The sequence below is a fragment of the Winogradskyella forsetii genome (genome assembly GCF_013394595.1).
GTDB lineage: Bacteria > Bacteroidota > Bacteroidia > Flavobacteriales > Flavobacteriaceae > Winogradskyella > Winogradskyella forsetii.
Map to the genome: position 1 here is coordinate 753,553 of NZ_CP053348.1, position 12,382 is coordinate 765,934.

Sequence of the window (12,382 nt, forward strand, 5' to 3'; positions counted from 1 at the left end):
GCAGGATCAAGAACTAATTTAATGCTTTTCGTCTTCTTTCAACAACTCAGGAAACTTAGCTTTGAACCTGTTCAATCTTGGAACAGAAACATTTCTAATATAGCCCTGATTTGGATGCAGTCTTTCATAATTTTGATGGTAATCTTCCGCCACCCAAAACTTTTGAAAAGGATATACTTCGGCGGCAATGGTCGCATCTAATTCTTTAGATAAAGCTGCCTTTTTATCTTCAATGATTTTCTTCTGTTCATCGTTTTGGTAAAAAATAATGGAGCGATACTGTGAGCCACGGTCTGGTCCTTGACCATTAACCTGTGTTGGATTTTGAGATCCAAAATAGACGTCAACTAAGCTTGCAAAACTTACAACCTCAGGATCGTAAATGACTTCTACGGCTTCAGCATGACCTGTTCTGCCAGTGTTGCTGGATTCATAAGTGGGATTTTTAGTGTGTCCACCTGAATAGCCACTAATGACTTCATCAACGCCTTTAACACTTTCGTAAATGGCTTCTACACACCAAAAACAGCCACTAGCAAAGTAGGCTTTTGCTTTTCCGTCATTTAAAGGTACGGCAATCGGTTCTGCGTTGATAACAGCTTGTTGTTCTGGGTTGGTCTGTGCTTGGTTATGGCAACTAAATAATAAGGTAATGGCTAAAATGCTTAGTAAGTTTTTCATTGTCTCCTGAATATTTATTTCAGGATATCATTAATTGAAACCCTGAGTTTGTAATTTCTTTTTTCGTATAGTCGTAAGAAGATACAAATCCTTATGTCTAATTATTCTAAATTTATCTTAAATAAAAAAGCCCTTGCAAATGCAAAGGCTCAGAATTTATGATGTATAGTGTTTTTACTTACTAAGTTTAGCAAATAATTTTTCCATTTTCGTTTTTTCTTCTTCAGCTAAAGCCGCATCAACTAAGATACGTCCACTATGCTCATCGGTAATTACTTTTTTACGAGAGGCAATTTCTACTTGTACTTGAGGTGGAATGGTAAAGAAAGAGCCTCCAGAAGCACCACGTTCTATAGCAACAACAGCTAAGCCATTTTTTACATTATTTCTAATTCTATGATAAGCCTTAACCAAACGCTCGTCAATTTTTTTCTGAAAATCGTCAGACTTACTTAAAAGGGCTTCTTCTTCTTTTTCAGTTTCCTTCAAAATTTCGTTAAGTTCACCTTTTTTATGCTTTAAATGCGCATTACGATCTTTCAAACGGTCTTTAGTTTCAGAAATGACTTCTTTTTTCTGCTCTATTTGAACCTTAAATTCCTTAATGTGCTTTTCTGCCAATTGAATTTCTAATTCCTGAAATTCAACTTCTTTGGTCAATGAGTTATATTCCCTGTTATTTCTAACATTCTTTTGCTGCTCACTGTATTTTTTGATTAAATTTTTGGCTTCTTCGATTAAATTTTTCTTTCCTTTAATCTCGTCGTCAATAATAGTTAAGCTATCATTTAGCTTTTCCATTCTTAAGTTAAGTCCTTCAACTTCGTCTTCTAAATCTCTAACTTCTAAAGGAAGCTCGCCTCTGACATTTCTTATTTCATCTACTCTAGAGTCAATTAATTGTAAATCATATAGTGCTCTTAATCGCTCTTCAACAGAAACTTCAGCTTTTTTTGCCATAATTATAAATACTTTATCGGATTTGTATTTGTCTTTGATAAAATGATTGCAAAATTAGTAATTTTTTTCGAGAGATAGTCCACTAAAAACGATTTTGTGAACTGTTCGCTTTCATAATGTCCAATATCGGCTAAAACAATAGCATTTTCTGCACTAAAAAAATCGTGATATTTTAAATCTGCAGTAACCAAAAGGTCTGCGTTGGCAGCCTTTGCGGCCGAAATGGCAAAACTACCAGAGCCACCTAACACGGCAATGCGTTTTATAGATTTATTTAAAGATTTTGAGTGCCTTATACATTGGGTATTCATTTTACTTTTAATAAACTTCAGGCAATCCTCGGTTTCCATGGCATTTTCGAGTTCGCCAAGCATGCCAATTCCAATATGTTGATTGTTATTTTCTAAGGTTGAAATTTCATAAGCAACTTCCTCATATGGGTGTGCGTCGAACAATGCTTTTAGTACTTTTGATTCCAGGTGTTTTTTGAAAGTGACAGAAATGGCGGTTTCAGCTTCAGTATGTAATTTTCCTTTTTGACCAATTACAGGGTTGGAATTTTCATTGCCCAAATACGTGCCTTTGCCTTCAATATTAAAACTACAAGATTCGTAATTACCGATACTTCCTGCTCCTGCTTCAAATAAAGCCGTTCTCAAAGCTTCGGCATTTGGTTTTGGAACATAAGTTTGTAGCTTTTTAATGGTTCCAGATTGTGGAATTAAAATTTTCTTATTCGTTAATCCTAATTGGTCGCAAATAATAGAATTCACACCTTGAAGTGCATTGTCTAAAGCGGTATGAATTGAAAAAATAGCAATATTATGTTTTATGGCTTTTATGACCACGCGCTCCACATAAGTTTTTCCTGTTAACTTTTTTAAACCTGAAAATATAATAGGATGGAAGCTCACAATAAGGTTACAATTGTTTTCAATCGCTTCATCTACAACGGCTTCAAGCGTATCTAAAGTAACCAAAATTCCCGAAACGGTCTCGTTTTTATCCCCAACTAGAAGGCCAACATTGTCAAAATCTTCAGCATAAGCTAAAGGCGCTAAGTTGTGTAAATGATTAATTACGTCTTGTATGATCATAAGTGTATATTTGTTTCAAAAATAATATAATTTAGTCGTCGTGAACTTTATCCGCATCATATTGTTTCCTGTTGTACCGATTTATTACCTGATCACTTGGTTACGAAATTGGTTATATAATGTTGGAATTAAATCGTCTAAATCTTACGATTTTCCTGTAATCTGTGTTGGGAATCTCAGTACAGGTGGCACAGGGAAAACACCAATGATTGAATATTTAGTTCGACTTTTAAAAGACGAAAAAGATATCGCCACATTAAGCAGAGGTTACAAAAGAGTAACCAAAGGTTTTGTGTTGGCGGATGAAAATGCCAACGCAGATACCATTGGAGACGAACCTTTTCAGTTTTACAGAAAATTTAAAGCGCTTACCGTTGCGGTAGATGGAGATCGGCAAATTGGTATAGAGAAACTTAGAAGTTTAAAACCACAACCTGATTTGATATTGTTGGATGATGCCTTTCAGCATAGAAAAGTAAAAGCAGGATTTAATATTCTGTTGACCGCTTATAATAATCTCTACTATAAGGATATTGTTTTGCCTACAGGAAATTTACGCGAACCTCGTTTTGGAGCCAAACGCGCCGATTTGATTGTGGTTACAAAATGTAGTAAAACGATTTCTGAAGCTGAAAAGCAAAAGATTACTTCAAAAATAAATTTAAAAAGGCACCAACAACTATTCTTTAGTTACGTGGATTATGCATCCCATGTAATCTCTGTATTTGATGAATTGGAATTGAGCAAGCTTCCTAAGTTTACATTAGTTACAGGCATTGCCAATGCCAAACCATTGGTAGATTTTTTAATGCAAAAGGGATTAGAATTCGATCACTTGGAATATAGTGATCACTATAGTTTTAGGATTTCGGATATTGAAACCTTAGCTTCAAAATCATTGATTATTACTACGGAAAAGGATTATGTGCGTTTGTCGGATCATGAGGAGTTAAAAGATAAATTGTATTATTTACCTATTCAAATAAAAATAGATAAATCAGCACAATTTAATGCAGCGGTTAAAGCATTCGTTAGCTAAAGAAACTGGACACTATTTTTTCACCAGAAAGTGCCGCATGCAGCTTGTCTTCAAAATCCTCTTGCTTGAACGGTTTGGAAATAATATCATCAAATCCAGCTTCACCAAACTCGTGCATTTTGTCTTCTAAAGTTACAGCGGTCAACGCAAAAATAGTTAGTTCCTTGTCGAAGGTCCTAATGATCTTTGTGGCTTCTAATCCACTAATGCCTGGCATATGGATGTCCATTAATACAACATCGTAAGCCACTTCTTTTACTTGTTCTACTGCAGCTTCACCATTATCAACGACATCACAATAGAGATCCATTTTGTTAAGAATCTTCTTAGTGATCATTTGATTGATCTTGTTGTCTTCTACAATGAGAATTTTAACGTTACTTAAATCCAAACTTTCCATCTTATTAACTTTTTTAACTTCTTCTAATACAGGTTTTTGGGCGTCTTTATCATATTCTAATGGAATTTCGAAAAAGAATGTTGAGCCTTTACCAAGCTCACTCTTTAAGTAAATCTTACCATTTAGAATTTGAATTAATCCCTTTACAATCGATAAACCTAGACCAGTGCCGCCATATTTACGGTTAATTTGGACAGAGCCTTGGGAGAAACTGTCAAACATTTGATCTTGTTTTTCTTTTGTAATACCAATACCATTATCTTCAATTTCAAAGCGAAGATTGTACGTATTGTCTTTTACATCAATTTTGTACGCTCTCACCCAGATGTCTCCATCTTTTGTGAATTTAATAGCATTTCCAAGTAAGTTAATTAAGATTTGGGAAATCTTTAATTGGTCACCAACAAATGTTTCTGGCAATCCGTTTTCATAATCAAAGTGAATTTTTGTGTCTTGGTCTTTTGCAGAATTGCTAAGTGCCGAAATCACATTTTCTAATTTATTTTTAAGGTTGAAATTTTCTGGATCCAATTCAACTTTATTAGCTTCAATTTTATTGATTTGTAGGATATCGTTAATAAAAGTAAGTAGGTAATCTCCAGAAAACTTTAATGATTTTAAATGTGGAATTTGATGTTCTTTTGGTTCTTCATCCAATAACATATTTGTAAGTCCTGTTACTGCATACAAAGGTGTGCGCAGCTCATGGGTTACGGTCGATAAGAAATTTGCTTTTGTTTTAGAGGCCAATTCTGCTTTCTCTTTTGCGACAATAAGTTCATCGTTCTTTTTGTGAAGCATGGTGTTGGTGTTCAGCCTAATATTGTTGTTCTTATATAGCGATAAAGTCAATAAGGACAATATGGTAATTAATGCGATGCTTAAAATGGTTGTAATTCTCGTAAACGCACTTTCTGCCGTAACCTCATCGATTTGCGCTTTCAATTGGGCATTTTCGGCATCCTTATATTTATTAATCGATTGTCCAGAAATTCCTTGAGTCAGGTTCTCGCGCTTAATGTTTAAAATGGAATCGGATAAATGGATGTGCTTTTTTATATAATCGAACGATCTTTTATAGTCTCCCTTTTGTTCATGGATATCGCTTAGGGTCACGAAAGCTTCATTCACATTTTCCAATAGGTTATTTGTTTGTGCGATAGACAGACCTTCTTCGGTTTGTGATAAAGCCATGGCGGGATTATCCATAGCAGAATACACTTTCCCACTTTCTATTAAAGCACTGCTTAGACGACGTTTCTGGTCGTATTTTTTTGCAACGATGATAGTTTTCTCAAGCTGTGCCTTTGCTTCATCGTAACTTTTTTGTGCTATATATACCTTGGCTTTATTGAGGCTAACCTCAGAAGTATATTCTTCTAAATCTTCTTGTTCAAAAAGATTATTCGCCGACTTGAAATAACCTAATGCATTTTCGTATTCTTCCTTAGTGCTGTGAATAACGCCTTTAATGTTATAGGTAATAGCGAGATTAGCGTAATCATCATTTTTGCGTTGAAGCTGTATCGCTTTGGTCAATGAGATATTAGCTTGATCTTCTTCACCAACTAAAAATTGAACCTTAGCAATTTTAGTATGAATTTTACCTTGACTGGATTTGTCATCAATTTTAACAGCAACTTGCAATGCTTTATCAAAGTTGTCTAAAGCATTGTAATAATTACCACGCTCACTATCCAATTTGGCTTGGTTAAGGTGCTCATAAAGTCTCAAACTAAGCATCTCTTTATCCTCAACGCCATCTTGTTGCGCAAAAATAAGACTACAAAAACATGCTAAAAAAACAAATATGTGATATCTGATCTGGGACATTCAGCTCTATTTAATTAAAACAAATATAATTATTTATTCGATAAAAGTGATTATTTGTCCGATTAATTGCAAATTAAATCTAAAATTCTTGAGCTATAACCCGTCTCATTATCGTACCAACCTACTATTTTTACCATATTTCCGATGACTGAAGTCATTTGAGAATCGAAAATACAAGAATGTGGATTACCAACAATATCAATAGATACGATAGGATCTTCGGTATATTCAAGAATACCTTTTAATTCATTTTTCGCGGCATCTTGAAAAATTGAATTCACTTTTTCGATAGATGTGGGAGTCTTCACATTTATGGTAATATCCGTTAAAGAACCATTTGCAACCGGAACTCTGATGCCACAACCACCAATCACATCTGATAGGTCTGGGAAAATTTTGGTCAGTGCTTTAGCTGCACCAGTAGTTGTAGGCACTATGGATTGACCAGCAGCTCTAGCACGTCTTAAATCCTTGTGTGGTTGATCGTGCAAACTTTGATCTGTAGTATAGGAATGAATGGTGGTAATGTAAGCTTGCTCTATGCCGAAATGTGCTTTAATTAACGCAATCATAGGAGCCGCATTGTTAGTGGTACACGATGCATTGGATATGATAGTTTCTGTACCATCCAAAATGGCATCGTTAACACCTAAAACAATCGTTTTAATATCATCTTCTAAAGCAGGAACAGAGAGAATGACCCGTTTTGCGCCATTAGTGATATGATGTTGAAGTTCTGCTTTTGTTTTGAATTTCCCTGTAGATTCTATAACAAAATCGGGTTGGATTTCAGACCAATCGATGGTTTTTGGATGTGATTGTCTATATAAAGGAATAGAAACACCATTCACTATGATGTGCGTCTCATCATAAGAAACAGAATCCTTTAAAACACCGTGAATACTATCATACTTCAGTAAATGGCTTAGCGTCCTAGCATCGGCTAAATCATTGATGGCAACAATTTGAATCTGTGGATGTGCTAATGCCAATCTAAAGACACGACGACCAATTCTGCCAAAGCCGTTAATGGCAACAGCAATCATTAATTGATGTGTTTTTGGGCTTTGTAAGATGATCTTACCAAAGCACTACTTTCAACATGTCTGAAACCTAAATCTAGACCAATTTCTTTGTATTCATCAAACTGATCTGGATTGATAAATTGTTTTACTGGTAAATGCTTTTTACTAGGTTGTAGATATTGGCCTATCGTAACCACATCTACGTCATTGGCTCTTAAATCGTGCAGGGTTTCAATCACTTCCTCGCGTTGTTCACCAAGTCCTAGCATAATACCAGACTTGGTTCTGCGCTGTCCTTGTGCTTTTAAATATTTCAAAACGCTCATACTACGATCGTACTGTGCTTGTATTCTTACTTCTCTTGTTAAGCGTCTTACTGTTTCAATATTGTGTGAAACGACTTCTGGTCCTACATTAATAATACGGTCAATATGTTTTTCAATACCTTGAAAATCTGGAATTAATGTTTCGAGGGTTGTTTCAGGATTCATACGTCTTACGGCTTTTACGGTTTCTGCCCACATGATGCTTCCCATGTCTTTCAGGTCATCCCGATCTACACTTGTTAAAACAGCGTGTTTAATCTGCATCAATTTTATAGAACGTGCTACTTTTTCTGGCTCGTCCCAATCTACCGTTTCTGGTCGTCCTGTTTTTACGCCACAAAATCCGCAGGATCGTGTACAGACGTTTCCTAAAATCATAAAAGTTGCCGTGCCTTCTCCCCAACATTCTCCCATATTTGGGCAACTTCCTGAGGTGCAAATGGTGTTTAGTTTGTACTTATCGACTAAGGTTCTAAGTTCTGTATATTTTTTTCCAGTAGGTAGTTTTACGCGTAACCATTTCGGTTTACGTTCGGGTAAAATATTTGAAGCTACTTTGGTTTCCATGCCATTTTTAATTTCTGAAAGCAAAGATACAAAGTAAATAATGAAATTAGTTAGTTCAAATGAAGGGTGACTAACAAGAAATTTTAGTTGCTTTTATTACAGTTAAAGAATTAAATAGTTGTGAGCTGAATAGGTTAAGCTTTCGTAATAATTTCAGCCAATAGTTTTTTGGATCTCAACAATTTAACTTTCACATTATTGATGGGTTCATTAAGTTCTTCCGAAATTTCCTTGTAGCTCAATTCTTGAAAATATCTTAAATTAATTACTTCCTGATAATGAGGTTTTAGTTTTTTTATGTCTCGCAAAAGATTGGCGAGATTTTGTTCTTTGATAATTTTATCTTCTGGTGTTGGCGAATCATCAACAATATCAAAGAAATTATCATCATTATCTTTTGAGGTGTTATTGATTAACTTTTTCTGTTTTCGGATTAAATCAATATGAATATTTTTCGAAATTGTAATCAACCAGGTCTTAAATTTATAAGCGTCGTTATAAGTGCCAATCTTGTCAAAAGCTTTAGAAAATGTTTGGATTGTGATGTCTTCAGCATCATTTTCGTTTAGTGTTCTTTTGAGCTGAAATGCATATACATCGTTCCAAAAAGTATCGAGAAGAAAATTAAACGCGGTTTGTTCTTTGTTTTTGGCTTTGTTTATGGCGTCTTTTACTTCCAATGTTTGGGTTTAGATATCAGATTAGCAATAAAGATACTTAATTGTAAACTAATTAAAAATAATTCTAAAATTGGAGCGAGGATAATGAGGTCGGTTTCTTCGAGTTTTTTAGCCGTAATTCCGAAACTGAGCCACTGGATTATAAATCTTAAGCTGATGAATGCCACAACCCAATACCATGTGAATCCTATAATTAATAGTGAAATTGCAAGCATCCAAAATAACAATTGGGTCGCGTAAAATAAACCTAATAAAAGTTTATGCTTCAATTTATAAAATGAAGCCGTACTAATATGTCTTCGTTTTTGAAGTGTCCATGCTTTAAAAGACGATTTTGGCTCAGAAACCGTAAAACTTTCTGTTGTGAAACACAACGCTGTGTTTGATGCATTCGCAACTTCGTTAATAAATAGGTCATCATCGCCAGACTTAATTGCCATATGATTGTTGAAGCCACTGTTATTAAAAAACAATTCTTTTCTATAAGCCAAATTACGACCAACTCCCATATAAGTTATACCCAACTGTGCATAGGAAAAATATTGCAGAGCAGTCATTACGGTCTCAAAACGAATGAGTTTATTCAGAAAAGAAAACTTCTTTTTGGCATAAGCACCATATCCTAAAACTATTGATTTTTCATTTGAGAAATTTCCACTTAAATGGGCCAACCATTGCTCAGAATTTGGCACACAGTCTGCATCAGTAAAAACTAAGAAATCATGTTTAGAAGCTTTTATTCCTAGTGTAAGTGCGTATTTTTTATTTCCCCAGAATGCTTCGCTAACTTTTACATCCACAACTTTGATATTATTATGTTTGGATGAAAAATCCTTCATAACGTCTAAGGTGTCATCAAAAGAACTGTCGTTGACCAATACAATTTCGAAATTGGAATAGGCTTGATTTAATATAGAAGGAAGATTTTTCCTTAAATTCTCCGCTTCATTTTTAGCACAGATAATTAGGGAAATGGGAACTTCTTTTTTAAATCTTGTTTCAGCACGCTTGATGCCAAAAGAGAATAAAAAGCTCAGATAATAAATTATTTGAATACTAACAACTGCAATAAATGCATAAAATAGTATTAAGGGAAGAGTCATTAACGCCTACGAATGTTGAGGTTCGTTACAGTCTTTGTATTGGTCTGGAGTTTTACCACAAAAACCACAAGATTCTCCTTCTTTATTAAGCATTGGATTTTGGCTTGCACAAGTACCAGCAAATTTACCGTCTTTTTTAGCCCAAATTTTTATAGCAATTCCTCCGACTGCTAAAGCTAATAATCCCAATGTAAGTAAAAGTAGTTTCATCTGGTAATATCTATTGTTTTTAATTGTCAGATGGAAGATTTTTAATAGTCATTCCGTTCTATAATTTCGATTCAACTAAAAAATGTTTCCTGCTAACGCTTAAATTTGATGCAAAGATAATGTTTTTACATTTAATTTCTAATCAATTTTGTTGTGACTTAACTCCTTGATCTTGTGTCTTATTGGTATTAATCAATTTATTATTAACTAATTAATCAAATATGAAAAAATTATTTGCAGAGTTCTTCGGAACGTTTTGGCTTGTATTTGGAGGTTGTGGTAGTGCAATATTTGCTGCCGGAATTCCAGATTTGGGAATTGGATTTGTAGGCGTCGCTTTGGCATTTGGTCTTACAGTATTAACCATGGCTTATGCCGTTGGTCATGTCTCTGGTGCACATTTTAATCCTGCAGTGTCCATTGGTTTATGGGCTGGAGGAAAATTTGAAGCTAAGGATTTGTTAGGTTATATTGTCGCACAGGTTATTGGGGCTATAGCTGCGGCAAGCGTATTATACCTTGTTGTTTCTGGGAAATCTGGATTTGAAGGTGTTGGTGGCTTTGCGGCCAATGGCTATGGCGAATTATCTCCAGACGGTTATAATATGGTTTCTGCCTTAATAGCAGAATTTATTTTAACAGCATTCTTTCTATTGGTTATTTTGGGAAGTACTTATCCTAAAGCGCCTAAAGGTTTTGCTGGAATCGCTATTGGTTTGGCTTTGGTGCTTATTCATTTAATTAGTATTCCTATTACTAATACCTCTGTAAATCCTGCGCGCTCTTTAAGTCAGGCGTTATTTGCAGATGGTTCTTATTTATCTCAAGTTTGGTTGTTTTGGGTTGCACCAATTGCTGGAGCCATTGCAGGTGGTCTTATTCATAAAACCTTGTTTTCTAAGGACTAGTTTAGAATATATTTATCAATAAAAGAGGCGCAATAATTGATTATTACGCCTCTTTTTGGATTAATTAAATGTGTAATTAATAAAGTCTTATTCTTCTTTTAAAGAAATTTCTGCAACTTCAGTGTCATTTTCGTTCGCATTGTCGCCTTTTGTACCAATTTTAATACTCAATGCCAATGCATCTTCCATATATGGAATTTGTTTCAACTTACGATCAGATTCATCCAAAATACCTAAGTTAACCATACGGTCTTGCAGCTCAGCCCAAATCTGGTACTGCTGCTCTTTTGGTAATTGAGGTAATGTAATGACATCAATCATTGACGTTTTTTCAACAGGATTAATGTAAGCTACTGTTTTTAAATCCTTCGCACGATCGTTACCATTGAAAACATATTTCTTAGCATCAGGATTGTTAAGCTTCAATAATTCTTTAGATAACTCGTCTAATTTAGAATTGTTGTTTTCAATATCGCTTCGTAGATCAAAAATTTCTTCCACTACAACATTGTTTTCATTATTCAACTCTACATTTTTCTGATATAGCATAAACGATGTTGCAGCAAATAATACGGCTGCAGCACTAGCAGCTATGCTCAACCAAGAGGTCTTTCTTTTCTGCACCAATTGAATCACTTTAGTGTCATTAGTGTCATCTAAGGCTTCTAAAATGTCGTTTAAAATATGGTTTGGTACATCAACAGCTCCTGCTTTTGTTACAATTTCTAGATTATCCTGAAGTTTTTCATAAGCTTGTGCAACTTCTGGATACGTAGAAATAAAGTGTTCAACTTCTTTGGATTCTTCCAAAGATGTGTCTCCAACCAAATACTTATTAAGTAAGTTGGATTTCAAAAAGATTTGTAATTTATTTTCCATGATCAAATATTTTATGGATTGTAAACTTTTTTAAGTTCACGCAATCCTATTTTTAATCTAGATTTAATAGTGCCAAGTGGAATATCTAATTCGTCGCTGGCTTCTTGTTGTGTCATACCTTGAAAAAACAAAGCATCTAACACAATTTGATATTTTTCTTCTAGTGTCCCAACATGTTCTTTGATGTCCATGACATCTTGGTTAAAATTTGTTGTTGGTAAGATATATACGTTGGAAGTATCAATTTGGATTTCTTTATGGTAACGATTATTAAAACTCCTTAGCTTATCTATGGCTGTATTTCTTGCAATACGAAAGAGCCATGTAAAGAGTTTTGCCTTGGAAGCATCATACTTTGAAGCGTTTTTCCATACCTTAATAAAAGTTTCCTGCAGGGCATCTTGTGCGACCTCCTCATTAACTGTAATTTTTAAGATCACACCATAAAGACTGTTCGAATAATTTTCGTAAAGTAAATTTAGCGCACGTTTATCTCCTTTCTGAAGATAGTCGATGATTTTTTGTTCTGTAGGTGAAATACTCAAACTGTTAAAATCTTATTTTTTTATTTTTAAAACGTCCAAAATTGAATTACGAACGTAAATATACTTAATTACACCATATAATGGTGCTCAATATAAAATATTAGAATAGTTTTATCTTCGTAAGAGGTT

The 12,382-nt window shown here is 34.4% G+C and carries 13 protein-coding genes; 2 read left to right on the plus strand and 11 right to left on the minus strand.

Going from position 1 to position 12,382, the window contains the following annotated elements:
• Positions 1-18 precede the first annotated feature (18 nt).
• From msrA to HM987_RS03175, 3 genes are all read right to left on the minus strand, one after another.
• A complete protein-coding gene (msrA, locus tag HM987_RS03165) occupies positions 19-681 on the minus strand; it encodes a peptide-methionine (S)-S-oxide reductase MsrA (RefSeq protein ID WP_179005160.1) in 663 nt (220 codons plus the stop codon).
• 174 nt (positions 682-855) lie between these two features.
• Complete coding sequence (locus HM987_RS03170; RefSeq protein ID WP_179005162.1) at positions 856-1,641, minus strand: zinc ribbon domain-containing protein; 786 nt, start codon at positions 1,639-1,641, stop codon at positions 856-858.
• Positions 1,642-1,643: 2 nt separating this feature from the next.
• A complete protein-coding gene (locus HM987_RS03175) occupies positions 1,644-2,738 on the minus strand; it encodes a Nif3-like dinuclear metal center hexameric protein (protein WP_179005175.1) in 1,095 nt (364 codons plus the stop codon).
• A gap of 40 nt (positions 2,739-2,778) precedes the next feature.
• Between HM987_RS03175 and lpxK the strand changes: the two genes are divergently transcribed.
• Positions 2,779-3,777, plus strand: coding sequence for a tetraacyldisaccharide 4'-kinase (gene lpxK, locus HM987_RS03180; protein WP_179005177.1), 999 nt, complete (start codon positions 2,779-2,781; stop codon positions 3,775-3,777).
• Here lpxK and HM987_RS03185 read toward each other — a convergent pair.
• From HM987_RS03185 to HM987_RS03210, 6 genes are all read right to left on the minus strand, one after another.
• Positions 3,770-6,010, minus strand: coding sequence for a tetratricopeptide repeat-containing hybrid sensor histidine kinase/response regulator (locus HM987_RS03185; RefSeq protein WP_179005179.1), 2,241 nt, complete (start codon positions 6,008-6,010; stop codon positions 3,770-3,772). The two genes, lpxK and HM987_RS03185, sit on opposite strands and share 8 nt — an antisense overlap.
• A 62-nt stretch (positions 6,011-6,072) precedes the next feature.
• Entirely contained in the window at positions 6,073-7,056 is a 984-nt protein-coding gene (gene gap, locus HM987_RS03190) for a type I glyceraldehyde-3-phosphate dehydrogenase (protein ID WP_179005190.1), read from the minus strand.
• Positions 7,056-7,928 (minus strand): lipoyl synthase, encoded by an 873-nt coding sequence (gene lipA / locus HM987_RS03195; RefSeq protein ID WP_179005192.1) that lies wholly within the window; start codon positions 7,926-7,928, stop codon positions 7,056-7,058. Before lipA ends, gap begins: the two co-directional genes overlap by 1 nt.
• 134 nt (positions 7,929-8,062) lie before the next feature.
• The gene (locus HM987_RS03200) at positions 8,063-8,608 is read right to left on the minus strand and encodes an RNA polymerase sigma factor (RefSeq protein ID WP_179005194.1); all 546 of its coding nucleotides are present in this window, start codon (positions 8,606-8,608) and stop codon (positions 8,063-8,065) included.
• Positions 8,599-9,711, minus strand: coding sequence for a glycosyltransferase (locus tag HM987_RS03205; RefSeq protein ID WP_179005196.1), 1,113 nt, complete (start codon positions 9,709-9,711; stop codon positions 8,599-8,601). Before HM987_RS03205 ends, HM987_RS03200 begins: the two co-directional genes overlap by 10 nt.
• A 6-nt stretch (positions 9,712-9,717) precedes the next feature.
• Entirely contained in the window at positions 9,718-9,921 is a 204-nt protein-coding gene (locus HM987_RS03210) for a membrane or secreted protein (protein WP_178987554.1), read from the minus strand.
• 221 nt (positions 9,922-10,142) lie between these two features.
• On the opposite strand from HM987_RS03210, the gene aqpZ reads away from it, so the two are divergent.
• Entirely contained in the window at positions 10,143-10,829 is a 687-nt protein-coding gene (gene aqpZ, locus HM987_RS03215; protein ID WP_179005198.1) for an aquaporin Z, read from the plus strand.
• 87 nt (positions 10,830-10,916) lie between these two features.
• Here aqpZ and HM987_RS03220 read toward each other — a convergent pair whose 3' ends face one another.
• Together HM987_RS03220 and HM987_RS03225 are read right to left on the minus strand one after the other, a co-directional pair.
• Positions 10,917-11,708, minus strand: a complete 792-nt coding sequence (locus tag HM987_RS03220; protein ID WP_179005200.1) for an anti-sigma factor — start codon at positions 11,706-11,708, stop codon at positions 10,917-10,919.
• Positions 11,709-11,719: 11 nt separating this feature from the next.
• Positions 11,720-12,253, minus strand: a complete 534-nt coding sequence (locus HM987_RS03225; protein ID WP_179005202.1) for an RNA polymerase sigma factor — start codon at positions 12,251-12,253, stop codon at positions 11,720-11,722.
• Positions 12,254-12,382 lie beyond the last annotated feature (129 nt).

What these genes read in the sequence shown, in the direction of transcription:
- HM987_RS03205 (WP_179005196.1), bottom strand. Translation starts at nt 9,711, where the DNA reads ATGACTCTTCCCTTAATACTATTTTATGCATTTATTGCAGTTGTTAGT.
- HM987_RS03175 (WP_179005175.1), bottom strand. Translation starts at nt 2,738, where the DNA reads ATGATCATACAAGACGTAATTAATCATTTACACAACTTAGCGCCTTTA.
- HM987_RS03185 (WP_179005179.1), bottom strand. Translation starts at nt 6,010, where the DNA reads ATGTCCCAGATCAGATATCACATATTTGTTTTTTTAGCATGTTTTTGT.
- HM987_RS03220 (WP_179005200.1), bottom strand. Translation starts at nt 11,708, where the DNA reads ATGGAAAATAAATTACAAATCTTTTTGAAATCCAACTTACTTAATAAG.
- lipA (WP_179005192.1), bottom strand. Translation starts at nt 7,928, where the DNA reads ATGGAAACCAAAGTAGCTTCAAATATTTTACCCGAACGTAAACCGAAA.
- HM987_RS03170 (WP_179005162.1), bottom strand. Translation starts at nt 1,641, where the DNA reads ATGGCAAAAAAAGCTGAAGTTTCTGTTGAAGAGCGATTAAGAGCACTA.
- HM987_RS03210 (WP_178987554.1), bottom strand. Translation starts at nt 9,921, where the DNA reads ATGAAACTACTTTTACTTACATTGGGATTATTAGCTTTAGCAGTCGGA.
- gap (WP_179005190.1), bottom strand. Translation starts at nt 7,056, where the DNA reads ATGATTGCTGTTGCCATTAACGGCTTTGGCAGAATTGGTCGTCGTGTC.
- aqpZ (WP_179005198.1), top strand. Translation starts at nt 10,143, where the DNA reads ATGAAAAAATTATTTGCAGAGTTCTTCGGAACGTTTTGGCTTGTATTT.
- msrA (WP_179005160.1), bottom strand. Translation starts at nt 681, where the DNA reads ATGAAAAACTTACTAAGCATTTTAGCCATTACCTTATTATTTAGTTGC.